This window comes from Streptomyces sp. NPDC006610 (assembly GCF_040611575.1).
In the GTDB taxonomy this organism is placed as follows: domain Bacteria; phylum Actinomycetota; class Actinomycetes; order Streptomycetales; family Streptomycetaceae; genus Streptomyces.
The window spans coordinates 185,854-203,676 of sequence record NZ_JBEXOP010000001.1; the positions used below are offsets into that span (position 1 = coordinate 185,854).

The 17,823-nt window shown below is 72.1% G+C and carries 16 protein-coding genes and 1 pseudogene; 10 read left to right on the top strand and 7 right to left on the bottom strand.

Features of this window, described 5'->3' with window-relative positions; all coding sequences use genetic code 11:
* Positions 1-16: 16 nt before the first annotated feature.
* From ABZY13_RS00845 to ABZY13_RS00865, 5 genes are all read left to right on the top strand, one after another.
* Positions 17-1,003, top strand: a complete 987-nt coding sequence (locus ABZY13_RS00845) for a sugar ABC transporter permease (RefSeq protein WP_356626525.1) — start codon at positions 17-19, stop codon at positions 1,001-1,003.
* Positions 1,000-1,830: a carbohydrate ABC transporter permease gene (locus ABZY13_RS00850; RefSeq protein WP_356626527.1), complete on the top strand. Its 831-nt coding sequence runs from the start codon at positions 1,000-1,002 to the stop codon at positions 1,828-1,830. Before ABZY13_RS00845 ends, ABZY13_RS00850 begins: the two co-directional genes overlap by 4 nt.
* An 8-nt stretch (positions 1,831-1,838) precedes the next feature.
* Complete coding sequence (locus ABZY13_RS00855; RefSeq protein ID WP_356626528.1) at positions 1,839-3,326, top strand: glycoside hydrolase family 3 protein; 1,488 nt, start codon at positions 1,839-1,841, stop codon at positions 3,324-3,326.
* Positions 3,327-3,399: 73 nt separating this feature from the next.
* Complete coding sequence (locus ABZY13_RS00860) at positions 3,400-3,648, top strand: helix-turn-helix transcriptional regulator (protein ID WP_356626529.1); 249 nt, start codon at positions 3,400-3,402, stop codon at positions 3,646-3,648.
* Complete coding sequence (locus tag ABZY13_RS00865) at positions 3,645-4,175, top strand: hypothetical protein (protein WP_356626530.1); 531 nt, start codon at positions 3,645-3,647, stop codon at positions 4,173-4,175. The genes ABZY13_RS00860 and ABZY13_RS00865 overlap by 4 nt, the downstream gene beginning before the upstream one ends.
* A 13-nt stretch (positions 4,176-4,188) precedes the next feature.
* Here ABZY13_RS00865 and nagB read toward each other — a convergent pair whose 3' ends face one another.
* Entirely contained in the window at positions 4,189-4,974 is a 786-nt protein-coding gene (gene nagB, locus ABZY13_RS00870) for a glucosamine-6-phosphate deaminase (protein ID WP_356626531.1), read from the bottom strand.
* 686 nt (positions 4,975-5,660) lie between these two features.
* Here nagB and ABZY13_RS00875 point away from each other — a divergent pair.
* On the top strand, positions 5,661-7,127 hold the full coding sequence (locus tag ABZY13_RS00875; protein ID WP_356626809.1) for a PAS domain-containing sensor histidine kinase: 1,467 nt from the start codon (positions 5,661-5,663) through the stop codon (positions 7,125-7,127).
* Positions 7,128-7,386: 259 nt separating this feature from the next.
* On the opposite strand, the gene ABZY13_RS00880 is transcribed toward ABZY13_RS00875, so the two are convergent.
* Both ABZY13_RS00880 and ABZY13_RS00885 read right to left on the bottom strand, forming a co-directional pair.
* Positions 7,387-7,644, bottom strand: coding sequence for a WhiB family transcriptional regulator (locus tag ABZY13_RS00880; protein ID WP_003992873.1), 258 nt, complete (start codon positions 7,642-7,644; stop codon positions 7,387-7,389).
* A gap of 318 nt (positions 7,645-7,962) precedes the next feature.
* Positions 7,963-8,931 carry a diacylglycerol kinase family protein gene (locus ABZY13_RS00885; RefSeq protein ID WP_356626533.1) on the bottom strand — a complete coding sequence of 323 codons (969 nt, stop codon included), beginning with the start codon at positions 8,929-8,931 and terminating at the stop codon, positions 7,963-7,965.
* Positions 8,932-9,046: 115 nt separating this feature from the next.
* Here ABZY13_RS00885 and ABZY13_RS00890 point away from each other — a divergent pair.
* Positions 9,047-9,478, top strand: a pseudogene (locus ABZY13_RS00890) (hypothetical protein); the annotation flags it as partial.
* 330 nt (positions 9,479-9,808) lie between these two features.
* On the opposite strand, the gene ABZY13_RS00895 reads toward ABZY13_RS00890, so the two are convergent.
* The 3 genes from ABZY13_RS00895 to ABZY13_RS00905 all read right to left on the bottom strand — a co-directional run bounded on the left by ABZY13_RS00895 (position 9,809) and on the right by ABZY13_RS00905 (position 11,956).
* The gene (locus tag ABZY13_RS00895; RefSeq protein WP_356626535.1) at positions 9,809-10,987 is read right to left on the bottom strand and encodes an RNA polymerase sigma factor SigF; all 1,179 of its coding nucleotides are present in this window, start codon (positions 10,985-10,987) and stop codon (positions 9,809-9,811) included.
* Complete coding sequence (locus tag ABZY13_RS00900; RefSeq protein WP_351923228.1) at positions 10,984-11,397, bottom strand: anti-sigma regulatory factor; 414 nt, start codon at positions 11,395-11,397, stop codon at positions 10,984-10,986. The genes ABZY13_RS00895 and ABZY13_RS00900 overlap by 4 nt, the downstream gene beginning before the upstream one ends.
* Before the next feature lie 298 nt (positions 11,398-11,695).
* On the bottom strand, positions 11,696-11,956 hold the full coding sequence (locus tag ABZY13_RS00905) for a UBP-type zinc finger domain-containing protein (RefSeq protein ID WP_356626536.1): 261 nt from the start codon (positions 11,954-11,956) through the stop codon (positions 11,696-11,698).
* 60 nt (positions 11,957-12,016) lie between these two features.
* On the opposite strand from ABZY13_RS00905, the gene ABZY13_RS00910 reads away from it, so the two are divergent.
* The gene (locus ABZY13_RS00910) at positions 12,017-13,615 is read left to right on the top strand and encodes a Na+/H+ antiporter (RefSeq protein WP_356626538.1); all 1,599 of its coding nucleotides are present in this window, start codon (positions 12,017-12,019) and stop codon (positions 13,613-13,615) included.
* An 87-nt stretch (positions 13,616-13,702) separates the two neighbouring features.
* Here ABZY13_RS00910 and ABZY13_RS00915 read toward each other — a convergent pair whose 3' ends face one another.
* Entirely contained in the window at positions 13,703-14,605 is a 903-nt protein-coding gene (locus tag ABZY13_RS00915) for a pyridoxal-phosphate dependent enzyme (RefSeq protein ID WP_356626539.1), read from the bottom strand.
* 177 nt (positions 14,606-14,782) lie between these two features.
* Between ABZY13_RS00915 and ABZY13_RS00920 the strand changes: the two genes are divergently transcribed.
* Together ABZY13_RS00920 and ABZY13_RS00925 are read left to right on the top strand one after the other, a co-directional pair.
* Positions 14,783-16,189 carry a family 2B encapsulin nanocompartment shell protein gene (locus tag ABZY13_RS00920; RefSeq protein WP_356626540.1) on the top strand — a complete coding sequence of 469 codons (1,407 nt, stop codon included), beginning with the start codon at positions 14,783-14,785 and terminating at the stop codon, positions 16,187-16,189.
* A 110-nt stretch (positions 16,190-16,299) separates the two neighbouring features.
* The gene (locus tag ABZY13_RS00925) at positions 16,300-17,460 is read left to right on the top strand and encodes a polyprenyl synthetase family protein (RefSeq protein ID WP_356626541.1); all 1,161 of its coding nucleotides are present in this window, start codon (positions 16,300-16,302) and stop codon (positions 17,458-17,460) included.
* Positions 17,461-17,823: the final 363 nt, after the last annotated feature.

Below are 17,823 nucleotides of genomic sequence, written 5' to 3' on the forward strand. Positions count from 1 at the left end.
AGAAGAGATGGCGAGCATGACCGTGCAGACCGAACGGCCGCCCTCCGGCCCCGCGGACGTCGTCAAGGCCGACGACTCCGGATCCGGCAAGCCAGCCCAGCGAGCCGCCTCGCGCACCGGCGCGCTCGCCCCGTACCTGTTGCTGCTGCCCGCCCTCGCGGCCACCGTGCTGCTGCTGGGCTGGCCGCTGCTGAAGGACATCCTGCTGTCCTTCCAGAACCTCAACATGACGCAGCTGATCCAGCGCGTCACCGAGTGGAACGGCGTCGACAACTACCGGGAGGTCCTCACCAGCGAGGACTTCTGGCGGGTAACCGTCCGGTCGATCGTGTTCACCGCCGTCAACGTCGTCCTGACCATGGTCATCGGCTCCCTGGTCGGACTGCTGCTGGCCCGGCTCGGACCGCGGATGCGGGTCACCCTGCTGATCGGCCTCGTGCTGGCCTGGGCGATGCCCGTGGTCGCCGCGTCCACCGTCTACCAGTGGCTGTTCGCCCAGCGCTTCGGCGTCGTCAACTGGGTGCTGGACAAGCTCGGCTGGCACTCGATGGCCGACTACAGCTGGACCAGCAGCCAGATGTCGACGTTCTTCGTCGTCACCGTGCTGATCGTCTGGATGTCCGTCCCGTTCGTCGCGATCAACCTCTACGCGGCGACCACCACGATCCCCTCGGAGCTGTACGAGGCCGCGTCCCTGGACGGCGCCGGCGCCTGGCGGAGCTTCACCACCGTCACCCTGCCGTTCCTGCGCCCGTTCCTCTACGCGACGACGTTCCTGGAGATCATCTGGATCTTCAAGGCGTTCGTGCAGGTCTTCACCATCAACGGCGGCGGCCCCGACCGGCTCACCGAGATCCTGCCCGTCTACGCCTACGTCGAGGGCGTCGGCAACCAGCACTACGGCATGGGCGCGGCGATCGCCGTGCTGACCATCCTGATCCTGCTCGCCCTCACCGCCTACTACCTGCGGATCGTGCTCAAGCAAGAGGAGGACGAGCTGTGAAGCGCTCACTCTTCGGCCGCGTGTGGCCCAACGTCACGGCCGTCGTCCTGTTCGTCGGCTTCGTCTTCCCCGTGTACTGGATGTTCGCCACGGCGTTCAAGCCGACCGGCGACATCATCTCGGAGACGCCCGTCTGGTTCCCGACCGACGTCACCTTCGACCACTTCGAGACGGCGACCGGCGCCGACCACTTCTGGACGTTCGTCCGCAACTCGCTGACCGTCACCGTCCTCGCCGTGCTCTTCTCCCTCGTCATCGCGCTGGCCGGGTCCTTCGCCCTGGCGCGGATGCGGTTCCGGGGCCGGCGCGGCTTCGTCGTCGGCTTCATGCTCGCCCAGATGGCGCCCTGGGAAGTCATGATCATCGCGATGTACATGATCGTCCGGGACGCGTCGATGCTCAACAGCCTCGTCCCGCTGACGCTCTTCTACATGATGATGGTCCTCCCCTTCACCATCCTGACGCTGCGCGGCTTCGTCGCCGCCGTGCCCCGGGAGCTGGAGGAGGCCGCGATGGTCGACGGCTGCACCCGCGCCCAGGCCTTCCGCCGGGTCATCCTGCCGCTGCTCGCGCCCGGTCTGATGTCCACGTCGATGTTCGGCTTCATCACCGCCTGGAACGAGCTGCCCCTGGTCCTGGTGCTGAACAAGGAGGCCGAGGCCCAGACGCTGCCGCTGTGGCTGACCAGCTTCCAGTCCGTGTTCGGCAACGACTGGGGCGCGACCATGGCGGCGTCGTCCCTGTTCGCCGTACCCGTCCTGATCCTCTTCGTCTTCCTGCAGCGCAGGGCCGTCAGCGGCCTGACCGCCGGCGCCGTGAAGGGATAACGCCCGCGATGACGACATTCGCCAGCGACACCGACACCCTCACACGGGACGCGCTGACGGTCCTGCAGCCCGGCTTCACCGGCACCACCGCGCCCGACTGGGTGCTGCGCCGGCTCGGCGAGGGCCTCGCCTCCGTCGGCCTGTTCGGCCGCAACATCGCCACGCCCGAGCAGCTCGCCGCGCTCACTGCGCAGCTGCGCGCCGAGCGGGACGACGTGCTGGTCGCGATCGACGAGGAGGGCGGCGACGTCACCCGCCTGGAGGTGCGCACCGGCTCCTCCTTCCCCGGCAACCACGCGCTCGGCGCCGTGGACGACGTCGAGCTGACCCGCGCGGTGGCCGCCGAACTGGGCCGCCGGCTGGCCGCCTGCGGGGTCAACTTCAACTGGGCCCCCGACGCCGACGTCAACTCCAACCCGGACAACCCGGTGATCGGCGTGCGCTCCTTCGGCGCCGACCCCGCCCTGGTCGCCCGGCACACCGCCGCGTACGTCACCGGTCTGCAGTCCGCGGGCGTGGCGGCCTGCACCAAGCACTTCCCCGGCCACGGCGACACGGCCGTGGACTCCCACCACGCGCTGCCGCGCATCGACGTGGACCCGGCGGTGCTGGGGGAGCGCGAGCTGGCCCCCTTCCGCGCGGCCATCGCCGCCGGCACCCGGGCCGTGATGAGCGCCCACATCCTCGTTCCCGCCCTCGACCCGGACCGCCCGGCGACCCTGTCCCGGCGCATCCTGACCGACCTGCTGCGCGGTGAACTCGGCTACGACGGCCTGATCGTCACCGACGGCATGGAGATGCAGGCCATCGCCGGCACCTACGGCATCGAGCGGGGCAGCGTCCTCGCGGTCGCGGCCGGCGCCGACGCCATCTGCGTGGGCGGCGGGCTAGCGGACGACGAGACGGTACGGCGACTGCGCGACGCCCTGGTCACCGCGGTGCGCTCCGGCGAGCTGCCCGAGGAACGGCTGGCCGACGCGGCCCAGCGGGTGCGCGACCTGGCCCGTTGGACGGCGACCTCCTCGGCCGCCGCCGCGGGCCCGACCGCCGACACCGAGGTCGGCCTGCGCGCCGCCCGCCGCGCCCTGCGCGTCACCGGCGCGGACGGCTTCACGCCGCTCACCGCCGCGCCGTACGTCGCCGTGCTGACGCCGGTCGCGAACATCGCCGTCGGCGACGAGACGCCGTGGGGCCTGGGAGCGGCGCTGGCCGCGCTGCTGCCCGGCACCGGGGCCGGCGCCTTCTCCGGCGCGGACGCGGCGACCGGGGCCCTCGCGGAGGCGGGCGCCCGCCGGATCGTGGCGGTGGTCCGCGACGAGCACCGCCATCCCTGGATGGCCGACGCCCTCGACGCCCTGCTGGCGGCCCGCCCCGACACGATCGTGGTCGAGATGGGCGTCCCCCAGGCCCCGCCGCGCGGCGCCCTGCACATTGCCACCCACGGCGCGGCCGAGGTCTGCGGCCGGGCGGCGGCAGAGGTCATCGCGGGAGCCTGACGGCCGGCCCTCTCCCCCCGTTCACCCGGACAGCACGTTGCACACCTGCTCACACATGTAGTACTTCTTATACATGAGTGAGCAGGTGCACAACAGGTTGGCGATGGTGCGCGCGGAACGGAAGGTGTCGCGCCAGAGCCTGGCCGAGGCGGTGGGCGCCCACTACCAGACCATCGGCTACATCGAGCGGGGCCAGTACAACCCCAGCCTCGACCTGGCGCTGAGGATCGCGAGGTTCTTCTCCCTGCCGGTCGAGGCGCTGTTCTCCCTCGAACCGTTCCCGCCGCTCACGGACGAGGTCTACGGGAGGAACCAGCGATGACGACCACGCGCCTGACCGGCTACGACCGCACCATGCTGCGGCTGATGAACAACCCCCGCGGGCGGCGGATCCACGCCACGGCAACCCGCCGGCGCCTGGTCGTCGCCGTCCACGCCGTGCTCACCGCGGCCATCGGGGCGCTGCTCGTCCACCTCTTCCTCGCGCCGGGCGAGCCGGTGTGGGCCCTCGTCGCGGCGGGGCTGCTCCTGCTGCCCTGGATGGTCGCGACGGGAATCATCAACAGCGCCACGCGCGGCCTGCTGGAACTGCGCGAGCGCATCCTCGACGAGCGGCAGGCCGCCGAGCGCCGCCGAGTCCTGGCCCGCGCCCACCGGGTGACGATGCTGCTCCTCCTGGTGGCCGTGGCCGCCCTGCTGACCGCGGGCGCGATTGACGGCCACGCCCCCAGGGCCTACGCCGCGCCCGTCCTCGTCGCCGTCCTGGTGGTCCACTGGCTGATGCCGCTGTGGGTGGCCGGCCTCACGGCCCGGGACGAGCCCGCGGAGGACGAGATCGCCGGCGCGTGAGCCGCCGACCGGCTCAGATGCCCTGCCAGGCCGGCTTGTTCGCGTACGTCTGCCGGAAGTAGTCGGCGAGCTTCAGCTTCGAGGCGGCGGCCTCGTCGACGACGACCGTCGCGTGCGGGTGGAGCTGGAGCGCCGAGGCCGGGCACACCGCGGCGACCGGTCCCTCCACGGTCGCGGCGACCGCGTCGGCCTTGCCCTCGCCGGTGGCCAGCAGCACGAGGTGCCGCGCCTCCAGGATGGTGCCGATGCCCTGGGTGATGACGTGGTGCGGGACCTGGTCGATGTCACCGTCGAAGAAGCGGGCGTTGTCGACGCGGGTCTGCTCCGTGAGCGTCTTGATCCGGGTGCGCGAGGCGAGCGACGAGCAGGGCTCGTTGAACCCGATGTGCCCGTCGGTCCCGATCCCGAGCAGCTGGAGATCCACCCCGCCGGCCTCCGCGAGCGCGCGGTCGTACGCCGCGCAGGCCGCCGCGACGTCCTCGGCGGTGCCGTCCGGCCCGAGGAACGCCTCCGTCCCGATGCCGAGGGGCTCCAGCACCTCGCGCCGCAGCACCGAGCGGTACGACTCCGGGTGCTCGGCCGGCAGCCCCACGTACTCGTCCAGCTGCGCCACCCGCACGCGCGCGGGGTCCACGGCGCCGGACCGCACCCTGGCCTCCAGCGCCCGGTAGACGGGCAGCGGCGTCGACCCCGTGGCCACACCGAGCAGGGCGTCGGGCTTGCGCCGGATCAGCTGCGCCATGGCCTCGGCAATCAGCTCGCCGCCGGCCTCGGCGTCCGGGACGATGACAACTTCCACGCTGGTCCTACCGATCTGAGAGAGGGCTCGGGGCACCCGAAAGGGGGCGTGTGGTTTAGACCAATCTAACAGAACGGGGCTGCGGAGAGCAGGGGTCGGAGCGGGGGAGAGGGGCGGCCGTCCGGACCGGCCGCGTGGGCCCCTCGAACTGTCCGCCGGCTGTATACGACCCACCCGTGCGCACCCCCTCTGAGCAGGGCTTCGATCAGGTGAGCGGCGTCGATCGGACATTGCGGGCGTGGGCTCGGGAGCGTCCGGAAGAAGTGGGGATCGCGAGCAAAATTCCCCTCGCCAAGTGGCCCCGCTGGCCACCCGGCCGGGTTACGCTTCCAAGCGCGAACAACCGCACAGCCTCCGACGCACGGCCCCGGCAACAAGCGGCTCCCGGCGCATGGACACGGACACTGGTCTAGTCCACAATCGTAGGGAATCGCAGCGGGACGCACAGCCTCCGTCTTCCCCGCACAGGAAGGCGGACCGAGGAACCGGAGCTCTCTGCCCTGACTGCCCCGGCTCCTCATCCTTCGGCCGATCGGGACCGCACACCCCACGGCCGATGATTGCTCCGGGCTGCGGTGCCGGGAGGGTTGAGGGTCCCTCCCAGGCGCCGCGGCCCGCGGGTGTCTCCCGGGCCGTACGGTTCAGCGTCGTACAACCGCACGGGTACGCTCACAGACGTGCCCTCCATGAACGAACTGGTCCGCCAGCACACCGCCCTCGACGACTCCGACCTCGAGTGGCTCCATCTGCTGGTCTCGGAGTGGCAGCTGCTCTCCGACCTCTCCTTCGCCGACCTGGTCCTGTGGGTCCCCACCCGCGACGGCACCCGCTACGTCTCCGTCGCCCAGATGCGGCCCAACACCGGCCCCACCTCCTACCAGGACGACATGGTCGGCCACCTCGTCCCGCGCGGCCGCCGCCCCATGCTGGACGCCGCGCTCGACGAGGGCAGGATCGTGCGCGAGGGCGACCCGGAGTGGCGCGAGGAGGTCCCCGTCCGCGTCGAGTCCATCCCGGTCCGGCGCGAGGGCCGCGTCCTCGGCGTCATCGCCCGCAACACCAACCTGCTCACCGTACGCACCCCGAGCCGCCTGGAGCTGACCTACCTCCAGAGCGCCTCCGACCTCGCCCAGATGATCGCGGCCGGCGCCTTCCCCTTCGCCAACCAGCAGGTCGACATGGACGCCTCGCCCCGCGTCGGCGACGGCCTGATCCGGCTCGACGCGGACGGCATCGTCCAGTACGCCTCCCCGAACGCCCTCTCCGCCTACCACCGCCTCGGCCTCGCCGCCGACCTCGTCGGCCACCACCTCGGCCGTACGACCGCCGAACTCGCCCCCTCCCGCGGTCCGGTGGACGAGGCGCTGGCCAAGGTGGCCAGCGGCTGGGCCCCGCGCGAGTTCGAGATCGAGTCCTCCGAGGGCGTGATCCAGGTCCGGGCGATCCCCCTCAAACCCAAGGGCACCCGCATCGGTTCGCTGGTGCTCCTGCGCGACGTCACGGAACTGCGGCGGCGCGAACGGGAGTTGATCACCAAGGACGCCACCATCCGGGAGATCCACCACCGGGTGAAGAACAACCTCCAGACCGTCGCCGCCCTGCTGCGCCTCCAGGCCCGCCGCATCGAGTCCGAACGCGGCCGGGCGGCCCTGGAGGAGGCGGTCCGCCGCGTCGGCTCCATCGCCATCGTGCACGAGACGCTCTCGCAGAACCTGGACGAGCGCGTGGAGTTCGACGAGATCGCCGACCGCGTCCTGGCGATGGTCGCCGAGATCTCCCCCGGCAAGGTGACCGGCCGGCGCACCGGCCGCTTCGGCATCCTGGACGCCGAGGTCGCCACCCCGCTGTCGATGGTCCTCACCGAGGTGCTGCAGAACGCGCTGGAGCACGGCTTCCGCGAGGGCGACACCGGCACCGTCGAGGTCTCGGCCGTCCGCGGCGGCACCACCAAGGAGGCCCGTCTGCTGGTCACCGTCCAGGACGACGGCGTCGGCCTGCCCGACGGCTTCGACCCGCACACCTCCGGCAACCTGGGCCTGCAGATCGTACGGACGCTGGTGGAGGGCGAGTTGGGCGGCACGTTCGACATGGTCCCGGCGCCGGAGCGGGGCACGCAGGTCGTCCTGGACATCCCGGTGCGCCCGCAGAAGTGAGCCGCGCACGCCGGTGGTCCGGCAGGCCGGTGGTTTCCGGCGCCGGTGGCGCCCGGAGACGTGGGGCGCGCCGGGAGCGCCGGTACGGAAGTGCCGGCACAGCAAAAAGCCCCGGACCTTGTCGGTCCGAGGCCAGTGCTCGCCGTGCTCGTTGAAGCGTAAGCGCAATCAGGGTACTGCGCGCTGCGACTCGGAGGCGGGGGAGTGCGTACTCGCTGTACGCGCCGCCAAGCTCAGGCTGTCAGCGGGGTGGCTTGTGTCAGGCGGAGGCCTGACGGGCCCGGTTGCGGGCGGCGCGGCGCTTCATCGCACGGCGCTCGTCCTCGCTGAGACCACCCCAGACGCCGGAGTCCTGACCGGACTCGAGCGCCCACTGCAGACACTGCTCGATCACCGGGCAGCGGCGGCAGACGGCCTTGGCTTCCTCGATCTGCAGCAGCGCAGGACCGGTGTTGCCGATGGGGAAGAAGAGCTCGGGGTCTTCCTCGCGGCAAACGGCGTTGTGACGCCAGTCCATGGCTGCTACCTCTCCTTGGGTATTACGTGCTAGTGCTTGTGAATGTGAACGCTTTCACGAATCCCTCAACAAGTGAAGGGCCGCCCGCCGGATCTTCCCGGCGTGGTCCGTGGTTTGTGAGGGGTTCCGGTGATCTCTGGAGGCCGGTGTTGCGGGCCGTCCCGATCGCCATGTAGAGACTCGCAAACCTCGGCGGCGGATACAACCCCTTCCGGAAAGTTTTTTTTGATTCCTCGGTGTCGACTAGGTCACAGCCGTACTTCCATGGGGTGGATCCTGGCCTAAACGTTCGAGTGAAAGGACTTTGGCGTTTTCCGCTCACACAATCACACGCAGTGCACGGCGTACGCCTGTGAACGTCACGCTGGTGCGCAGTCCCAGGTGGTCGCCGTCCATCTGAAGGGGCAGCGGCGCCTTCGAATGCAAGGTGAACTCGGTCAGGTCGTGCAGGGAGACCGCGTGCTTGCCATGGGGTCCGCGCTCGGGGGACGAAGTGAGCAACTGCGTCCCATACCGGGCAACCGAGGCCGTCGACATCCGGCTGAGACCGAACACGTCCAGCCCCGTGTCGAACGACGCCCTGGGCGAGGCGTACATCGGCCGGTTGCCGAGGAAGGTCCACGGAGCCGTGTTCGACGCTATGCACAGCAGGAGATTCGTCACCGGGTCTTCACCCGCGCGTTCCAAAGTGATCAGGCCCTGCCGCCGGCTCGGCTCGCCCAGCAACTGGCGCAGCACCTGGCGCACATACAGGGCGTGCGTCGACTTCTTTCCGCGCTCGCGCTGCTGCTCGACCCGGCCGACCACGCCGGCGTCGAAGCCGAGCCCCGCGTTGAAGGTGAACCACCGCGACGGCACGGCCTCGTCCTCGGTGCCCGGCGTGCCGGAGGTCAGGCCGAGGCCGACCGTACGCTCGCGACCCTCGCGCAGCGCGTCCAGCAGCGCGCCGGTGGCCTCCACGGCGTCGTTCGGCAGGCCCAGCGCACGGGCGAAGACGTTGGTGGAGCCGCCGGGGACCACGGCGAGGCCGGGGAGGCGGTCCGGGTCGGGTCCGGCGTGCAGCAGTCCGTTCACGACCTCGTTGACGGTGCCGTCGCCGCCGAGGGCCACGACCAGGTCGATCTCGTCGCTCTCCGCCGCCTGCCGGCCGAGGTCACGCGCGTGCCCCCGGTACTCGGTGGTGACCGCCTCCAGCTTCATCTCGCTGGCGAGGGCGTGGATCAGGACGTCGCGCGTACGTGCGCTCGTAGTGGTTGCCGCCGGATTGACCACGAGAAGTGCACGCATGACTGGCAGGGTACCTACTGGGTGGTACCGGGCACAGGCCGGACCGGGGTTCGGGACCGGATCGGGCCGTGAACCTCGACACGGGCGGCCGGGGCGCGACGGCTACCCTTCTGGCGTGAGCTCTCAAGCCAACCCCAGCCCCGAAGCCGCCGAAGAGGCGGGCCCCCGTCCCGTGCGGCTGACCGCGGCCGCCGCGCTGGTCGCGCTCGAAGGGCTCGTCCTGCTGGTCGGCGGCGTCTGGATCGCCGTGCTCGGTCTGACGGACGGCGCGGACAATCGGCAGCAGGCCGTGACCGGGGGCCTCACCCTGCTCGTGCTGGCGCTGCTGCCGCTGCTCGCCGCCCGCGGGCTGCTGCGCCGACGCCGCTGGAGCCGGGGCCCGGCGGTCTTCATGCAGATCATCGCGCTGCCCGTCGCCTACAACCTGCTCCAGGCCGACAGCATCGCCATCCCCGCGGGAATCGCCCTGGCGGCCGTGGCCGTCGCGGGCCTGCTGCTCCTGGTCAACCCCGAGACGAACCGGGCCCTCGGCATCCGAGGCCCGGGCGAGGCGGCCCAGCCGCCCGCGACGGAGGCACGCGGAGGGGCCAGTGCTTCCGGCGGGGTTGGCGGATCCGGCGCAGCCGGTGGTTCCGGCGCTTCCGGCCCGAAGAGCGGCGGGCCCGCCGGGAACACCGGCAGGCCAGGCGGGAAGCAGCAGCGTAAGAAGCGGTCCCGGTAGTAGAGGGACGCCCGGCGCGGACGCCCGGCGCGGTCGGGCGTGGACGCGGGTGCGGGCGGCCGGGTCGGAGGCGCCGGTAGGGCGCGCCGGCCGGCCGCGGCTCGGGGAGGCGGACCTGGAGGCTGCCCGGGCGGCGGACCCGGACGTCGTCCCGGCCTACTCCTCCACCAGCAGCTTCTCCCGGAGCTGGGCCAGCGTGCGGGCCAGCAGACGGGAGACGTGCATCTGGGAGATGCCGACCTCCTGCGCGATCTGCGACTGCGTCATGTTGCCGAAGAAGCGCAGCAGCAGGATCCGCTTCTCGCGCGGCGGGAGGTCCTCCAGCAGCGGCTTGAGCGACTCCCGGTACTCCACGCCCTCCAGCGCCTCGTCCTCCGCGCCGAGGGTGTCGGCGACCGCCGGGGACTCGTCGTCGGTGTCGGGGACGTCCAGGGACAGCGTGGAGTAGGCATTGGCCGACTCCAGGCCCTCCAGGACCTCCTCCTCCGAGATGGCCAGCTTCTCGGCGAGCTCGTGGACCGTGGGGGAACGGCCGTGCAGCTGGGACAGCTCGGCCGTCGCCGTGGTCAGCGACAGGCGCAGCTCCTGGAGCCGGCGCGGGACGCGCACCGCCCAGCCCTTGTCGCGGAAGTGCCGCTTGATCTCGCCGACGACCGTCGGGGTGGCGTACGTCGAGAACTCCACGCCGCGGTCCGGGTCGAACCGGTCCACCGACTTGATCAGCCCGATGGTGGCGACCTGGGTGAGGTCGTCCAGCGGCTCGCCCCGGTTGCGGAACCGGCGGGCGAGGTGCTCGACGAGCGGCAGGTGCATCCGGACCAGCTGGTTGCGCAGCTCGGCGTACTCCGGACTGCCGGCCGGGAGCGCGCGCAGCTCGACGAACATGGCGCGCGCTCCGCTGCGGTCCTGGGGAGCGGGATGCGCGGCCGGTGAGGTCTGGGTGACGGGCTGGGTGACCTGGGTGACCGCCTGCGCGCTCGGCGCGGCCGGCGCCTCGTCCTCGGAGTATCGCTCGTGCTCGCTCATCGTCCCGCCCGTCGCCCTTCCCCAGGGCCTCGTCTCGGCCCGGACAGGGGTGCCCCCGATCCGCCGCTCCTCGTCGGACGCGCCCCGTGCGGCGCCTTCCCGATCCAGGGGCCCGTCGCCCGGGAGACCGGCCCTCGCGGTGTCGTCGGCGTCGTCCTCGGGATGCGGCCGGGCCTGCTCGGGGATGCCGTCGATGCCGTCCACCATGCGCCGGAAACCGCTCGCACCGCCCGCGCCGCCGGTGTCCTCGGCAGGCAGCTCCCGTGTGTCGCGCTCTTCGTCCCGCACCGGCCCGTCCCCGTCCCTCACGCCGGCCCGGGTCCCGCGCCGCGCTGTTTGTAGAGGCTGATCGAAACGGTTCTGTCGTCGTCCACGGCGGAGGAGACCTTGCCCGCGAGGGCGGACAGGACGGTCCAGGCGAAGGTGTCCCGCGAGGGCGCGTGGCCGTCCGTGGTCGGCGCCGAGACGGTGACCTCCAGGGAGTCGTCGACGAGCCGGAAGACACAGCTGAGCACCGAGCCGGGCACGGCCTGCTGCAGCAGGATCGCGCAGGCCTCGTCCACCGCGATGCGCAGGTCCTCGATCTCGTCGAGGGTGAAGTCCAAACGGGCCGCGAGGCCGGCCGTGGCCGTCCGCAGCACCGACAGGTAGGCACCCGCGGCCGGCAGCCGGACTTCCACGAAGTCCTGGGTCGCGGGCTCGCCTGCGATCTGGGACACCCTCACCTCCAAGGTGGTACAAGCTCTACAGGGCCGAGGGTCGCCCCCCGGGGGTAACGCGCGTGTGGTGCAGCGGTGACGCTACCGCGCTCTCGACATTCCTGTCCCCGGGACCCCAACCCCTGCTGTCACTCATAGTAAACACATGAATACACACAGTGGCTAGAGGGTGGGCGGCCCCAATTGGGAACAGCGCGCGCCGCATTGACGTACCCACACGTCAGACGCGCGAACCGTCGGATCGGTGCCGCATACCGGCCGCAGGGGACGGACTCGCACCCTACTCACACCGGACCGCTCACACGAGCACGTGATCGACGAAGCACCAACGCCAATTCTCCCCCGGTTCGAACGTCCGCATCACCGGGTGGCCGGACTCCTTGTGGTGTTCCGTCGCGTGCCGGCCCGGCGAGGAGTCGCAGCAGCCGACGTGACCGCAGGAGAGGCAGAGCCGCAACTGCACCGGATGCATGCCCGAGGCCAGGCACTCCGGGCAGGTGTCGGTGAGCGGAGCGGGTTCCGGGTGCGGCAGCGCGTCGGCGTGCGTGCACTGTTTCATGATTGCCAGGTTACGACGGCTGCGCGCGGTGCCGCGCGGAATACGAGGGCGGGCGAGATCATGGACGTGATGCCACTGCTGCTGCTGGTGGCGGGCAGTGCGGCGATCGCCGCGGCGGGCCGGCGCACCCCGGTGCCCGCGCCGCTGCTGCTGGTGGCGGCCGGACTGGTGGTCTCGTACATCCCCGGCGTCCCCGGCTACGAGCTCGACCCGCACATCGTGCTGCCCCTGCTGCTGCCGCCGCTGCTGCACACGGCCGCCGTCGACAGCTCCTACCTCGATCTGCGGGCCCAACTGCGGCCCGTGGCGCTGTTGTCCGTCGGGTACGTGCTGTTCGCGACCTTCGCCGTCGGCTGGGCGGCCTATCTGCTCGTGCCGGGGCTGCCGCTGACCGCCGCCCTCGTGCTGGGCGCGGTGGTGGCCCCGCCGGACGCGGTCGCGGCGACGGCGATCGCCCGCCGCGTCGGCCTGCCGTCGAGGATCACCACGATCCTCCAGGGCGAGTCCCTGGTGAACGACGCCACCGCCATCACCGCCTACCGCGTGGCCCTCGCGGCGGCCGTCGGCGAGGGCGCCACCTGGGCCGACGGGATCGGCGAGTTCCTGCTGGCGGCGATCGGCGGTGTGGGCGTCGGGCTGGTCCTGATGATCCCGCTGCACTGGCTGCGCACCCATGTGAAGGAGGCGCTGTTCCAGAACACCCTCTCCCTGCTGATCCCGTTCGTCGCCTACGGCGTCGCCGAGCAGTTCCACGCCTCCGGCGTCCTCGCGGTGGTCGTCGTCGCCCTCTATCTCGGGCACCGCGCGTGGGAGGTCGACTTCGCGACCCGCCTCCAGGAGGAGGCGGTGTGGAAGATGGTCGCGTTCGTCCTGGAGTCGGCGGTGTTCGCGCTGATCGGACTGCAACTGCCGGTGGTCCTCAAGGGACTCGGGGAGTACGAGGGCCTGGACGCCGCCTGGTACGCGGTGGCGCTGCTCCTGGTGGTCGTCGTGGCCCGGTTCGTGTGGGTGTTCCCGGGGACCTTCCTGCCCCGGATGCTGTCGGCGCGCATCCGCGAGAGGGAGGAGAACCCCACCTGGAAGGGCGCGTTCGTCATCTCGTGGGCGGGGATGCGGGGCGTGGTGTCGCTCGCGATCGCGTTCTCCATCCCCGTGACCGTCCACGGCGGCGAGCCCTTCCCCGGCCGCAACCTGATCCTGTTCCTCACCTTCACGACCGTCATCGGCACGCTCGTCGTCCAGGGACTGACGCTGCCGCCGCTGATCCGGCTGCTCGAACTGCCCGGCCGGGACCGGCAGGCCGAGACCCTCGCCGAGGCCAACGCCCAGGCGCAGGCCTCCCGCGCCGCAGAGCAGCGCCTCGACGCCCTCCTCGCCGACGAGCGCAACGCCCTGCCCGAGCCCCTCGCCGACCGGCTGCGCTCGGTTCTGGAACGCCGCCGCAACGCCGTCTGGGAACGTCTCGGCCAGGCCAATCCCGTAACGGGCGAGACCGCCGACGACACCTACCGCCGGCTCGCGCGCGAGATGATCGGCGCCGAGCGCGAGGTCTTCGTCAAGCTGCGCGACCTGCGACACATCGACGACGAGATGCTCCGCTCCCTGCTGCGCAGGCTCGACCTGGAGGAGGCGGCGGCGTACCGGGAGACGACGACGTGAAGCGGAGCGCCCGGGACCATCGGCGGCGTCGGGAAGGCGGCGCGCGGGCGGGGAGCGGCGCGCCGCGTGCGGGCGGAAGCGGTGTGCTCAGGGAAACGGGCGGCCGGTGACGACGGCCGCGACCGTCGTCCCGCGGGCGAAGGCGCCTTCCTCGGCCAGGACGGCCAGCGCGTACAGCATTTTGGCGACATAGAGACGTTCGACGGGCACGCCGTGGCGCTGCTCGAAGTCGTCGGCGAAGACGTGCAGTTCGGGGGTCGTGCGGGCGTAGCCGCCGAAGTGGAAGCGGCCGTCGAGGCGCCAGTCGCCGCGCGGCCCGCCGAAGGCCCGCTGCTGAAGGGCCCGGATGCCGTCGGCGAGGAAGCCGCCCTTGAGGACCGGTATGCCGAGGGCCCTCCGGTCGGGTGCGAGGCCCGCTGCAAGGCCCGCCAGCGTGCCGCCGGTGCCGCAGGCGACCGCGACGACGTCGGCGAGCGGGCGCAGCTCCTCGCCGAGGGCCCGGCAGCCGCGCACGGCGGACGCGTTGCTGCCGCCCTCGGGCAGGACGAGGGCGTCCTCGGCGGAGGCCGCGCGCAGCACCGACGCGAGCGTGTCCGGCTCGGTCTTGCATCGATACATCGATCTGTCGACGAAATGCAGGCGCATTCCGTCGGCCGCGCACCGAGCGAGAGAGGGGTTGAGCGGCCGGCCGGCCAGTTCGTCGCCGCGCACCACACCGATCGTGGGCAGGCCCAGGAGGCGGCCCGCCGCGGCGGTGGCCCGCAGGTGGTTGGAGTAGGCGCCGCCGAAGGTCAGCACCGGACGACCGTCCGCCGCGGCGAGGTTGGGAGCCAGCTTGCGCCACTTGTTGCCGACGAGGTCGGGGTGGATCAGGTCGTCGCGCTTGAGGAGCAGCCGGATCCCGCGCCGGTCGAACCGTTCGTCGCGCACCTCCAGGACCGGCGAGGGCAGCTGGGGACCCAGGGCGGCGAGGGCGTCGGGGCTGGTCACGGCTCCATTGTCGGTCACGGCCGGAGGCGGCGGTTTCGCGGGCATGCCCAGCCCGCGATGATCCATTCCCGCTCTTTCGGGTAATGGAACGAACACACTGGGTGATGGAAGGGTTGCCCGTGAGATCGATGCCCGGCGGCAGACCGCCGCCAGGGCATGACGGGAGGGCAATTCCTTATGTCGGTAGGCGAAGAGGTCCGCGCGGAGCAGGACGGGCCGCAGCAGAGCCTTGGCACGGCGGCCGCACGGAACCTGGCCACGACCACCAAGTCCGTACCCCAGATGCAGGAGATCAGCTCCCGCTGGCTGCTGCGCATGCTGCCCTGGGTGGAGGTGCAGGGCGGCACGTACCGGGTGAACCGACGACTGACCTACGCCGTGGGCGACGGACGCGTCACCTTCGTCAAGACCGGCGACCGCGTCGAGGTCGTCCCCGCCGAACTGGCCGAGCTGCCCGCGCTGCGCGCGTACGCGGACGACGACGTGCTGACCGAACTGGCCCGGCGCTGCGAACAGCGCGAGATCGCCCCCGGGGAGGTGATCACCGGCTTCGGCAGCCGGGCCGACGAGGTGTACCTGCTGGCCCACGGCCGCGTCGAGAAGATCGGCACGGGTCCCTACGGCGAGGACGAGAGCCTCGGCGTCCTCGCCGACGGCGCCTACCTCGGCGAGCAGGCCCTGCTCGACCCGGGCGCCATCTGGGAGTACACCGTGCGGGCGGTCACCCCCTGCACGGTCCTGGTGCTGAGCCGGCAGGAGGTCGAGCGGGTCGCGGCGCGCTCAGACTCGCTGCGCGCGCACCTGCGGCGGCAGCGGTCCATCCCCGCCCAGCGCACCAACCCGTACGGCGAGAAGGAGATCGACCTCGCCGCGGGCCACACCGGCGAGCCGCGGATCCCGCACACCTTCGTCGACTACGAGGCCCGGCCGCGCGAGTACGAACTGAGCATCGCCCAGACCGTGCTGCGCATCCACACGCGCGTGGCCGACCTCTACAACCAGCCCATGGACCAGACCGAACAGCAACTTCGGCTCACCGTCGAGGCGTTGAGGGAACGCCAGGAACACGAGCTGGTCAACAACCGCGAGTTCGGTCTCCTGCACAACTGCGAGTACGACCAGCGCATTCAGCCGCACGACGGCGTGCCGGGCCCCGACGACATGGACGAACTGCTCAGCCGCCGGCGCGGGACCGGGCTGCTGCTCGCCCACCCGCGCGCGATCGCCGCGTTCGGCCGGGAGCTGAACCGGCGGGGACTGGTCCCGGAGACGATCGACGTCGGCGGCACCCGCATCCCCACCTGGCGCGGCGTCCCGATCTACCCGTGCAACAAGATTCCCGTCACCGAGGCCCGCACCACCTCCGTCATCGCCATGCGCCTCGGCGAGGAGGACCAGGGCGTCATCGGACTGAGGCAGTCCGGCATCCCGGACGAGATCGAGCCGGGCCTGTCGGTGCGCTTCATGGGCATCAACGAGCAGGCGATCATCAACTACCTGGTGACCGCCTACTACTCGGCCGCGGTCCTCGTCCCGGACGCGCTCGGGGTCCTGGAGAACGTCGAGATCGGCCGCTGGAGGTGACGCGTCCCGTGCCGGCGTGTCCCAGGCCCTTCAGACGGGTAGACCTCGGGAGTGTGCGCCCGGTGGGACGGCCGCCGTCCGGGGACTCTCCGAGGGGAGAACTCGATCCGATGACCGACTCCTTGACGGCGCCCGCGGGCCCGGGCGCCGTCGCAGCGCCGCACCCGGACGGCGGTCCGGGTCCGGGGCCGGCCGACGGGCACGAGGCGAGGACGCTCCTGGCGCGGGCACGGGCGGCCGTCGATCCCGCGTTGCGCTCGGCCCTGGAGTCGCTGCCCGCCCCGCTGCGCAGGGTCGCGCTCCACCATTTCGGCTGGGAGCACCCCGGCGGCGCCGCGGACGGCAGCCCGGGCGGTCCGGGGCCCGCGGACGACGCCCGGGGGCGTGCGGGCGGTCCGGGCGGCGCCGGCAAGGCGATACGCCCCGCCCTCGTCCTCGCCGCGGCCCGCGCCTTCGGCGGGGAAAAGGCCGAGGCGGCCTCGGTACCGGCCGCCGCGGCGGTGGAAGTGGTGCACAACTTCACCCTGCTCCACGACGACCTGATGGACCGGGACACCACCCGTCGCCACCGCCCCACGGCCTGGACGGTGTTCGGCGACGCCGACGCCGTCCTCACCGGGGACGCGCTCCACGCGCTGGCACAGCGCATCCTGGCCCGCGACCCGCACCCGGCGTCCCTGACCGCGACGGCCCGGATCGCGGACTGCGTCGTCGAACTGTGCGCCGGTCAGCAGGCCGACACGGCACTGGAGCGGCGGCAGCCCACGGAGGTCGCCCTCGACGAGGTGTTCGCCATGGCCGAGGCGAAGACCGGGGCGCTGCTGGGGTGCGCATGCGCGATCGGCGGCCTCTACGCCGGGGCGCCGGCCGCGGACGTCGAGGCGCTGGACGGGTTCGGCCGGGAGGCCGGGCTGGCCTTCCAGCTCATCGACGACATCATGGGCATATGGGGTGACCCGCTGCGCACCGGCAAGCCGGCCGGAGCGGACCTGGCCGCCCGCAAGAAGTCCCTCCCGGTGGTCGCGGCGCTCACGTCGGGCACCCCGGCGGCGGCCGAACTCGCCGAGCTGTACGCGCTCCCGTACGACGGCGGCGACCTGGACCCCGCGATCCGCGCCGTGGAGCGGGCGGGCGGACGGACCTGGGCGCAGGAGCGGGCGGCCACGCACATGGCGCGGGCGACGCGGGAGCTGGCCCGGGCGCTCCCGGACCCGGAGCGGGCGGCCGGCCTGCTCTCCCTGGCGGCGTTCGTGACCCGGCGCACCACCTGAGCACAGCTCGTGACCCGGCGCAGCACCTGAGAGCCGAGAGCACCCGACAGACCCCGGAGCCACCGGGACCGTGCGGTTCCTGACCCCGCACGCCCGCCGACGGCTCCGGCCCCGACGGGTCCCGCACATCCCCACGGTGTGCGGGCCCCGTCCCCCGCCCCCACCCGTGTCAGCCGTCGGCAGCCGGGCTCAACCGCCATGCGCAGACGTCGGCCGGCGGACAGGGGCAGCCGCCGCCTGTATGAGCGCCGCGGCTTCGCACTCCCGGGCAGCCCTTGCGGTTGCCCGACGGCTCCGACGTAGCCGATGTGGCGCGAGCCCCGCACCTGACACCCACACCCCCCCCGAAGCGGAGCCCTCCTC

Excerpts from the sequence above, each read along its gene's own strand:
- ABZY13_RS00910 (WP_356626538.1), top strand. The coding sequence starts at position 12,017 with ATGGACGTGATGCCACTGCTGCTGCTGGTGGCGGGCAGTGCGGCGATC.
- ABZY13_RS00855 (WP_356626528.1), top strand. The coding sequence starts at position 1,839 with ATGACGACATTCGCCAGCGACACCGACACCCTCACACGGGACGCGCTG.
- ABZY13_RS00845 (WP_356626525.1), top strand. The coding sequence starts at position 17 with ATGACCGTGCAGACCGAACGGCCGCCCTCCGGCCCCGCGGACGTCGTC.
- ABZY13_RS00920 (WP_356626540.1), top strand. The coding sequence starts at position 14,783 with ATGTCGGTAGGCGAAGAGGTCCGCGCGGAGCAGGACGGGCCGCAGCAG.
- ABZY13_RS00880 (WP_003992873.1), bottom strand. The coding sequence starts at position 7,644 with ATGGACTGGCGTCACAACGCCGTTTGCCGCGAGGAAGACCCCGAGCTC.
- ABZY13_RS00885 (WP_356626533.1), bottom strand. The coding sequence starts at position 8,931 with ATGCGTGCACTTCTCGTGGTCAATCCGGCGGCAACCACTACGAGCGCA.
- ABZY13_RS00860 (WP_356626529.1), top strand. The coding sequence starts at position 3,400 with ATGAGTGAGCAGGTGCACAACAGGTTGGCGATGGTGCGCGCGGAACGG.
- ABZY13_RS00925 (WP_356626541.1), top strand. The coding sequence starts at position 16,300 with ATGACCGACTCCTTGACGGCGCCCGCGGGCCCGGGCGCCGTCGCAGCG.
- ABZY13_RS00865 (WP_356626530.1), top strand. The coding sequence starts at position 3,645 with ATGACGACCACGCGCCTGACCGGCTACGACCGCACCATGCTGCGGCTG.
- ABZY13_RS00875 (WP_356626809.1), top strand. The coding sequence starts at position 5,661 with ATGAACGAACTGGTCCGCCAGCACACCGCCCTCGACGACTCCGACCTC.
- ABZY13_RS00905 (WP_356626536.1), bottom strand. The coding sequence starts at position 11,956 with ATGAAACAGTGCACGCACGCCGACGCGCTGCCGCACCCGGAACCCGCT.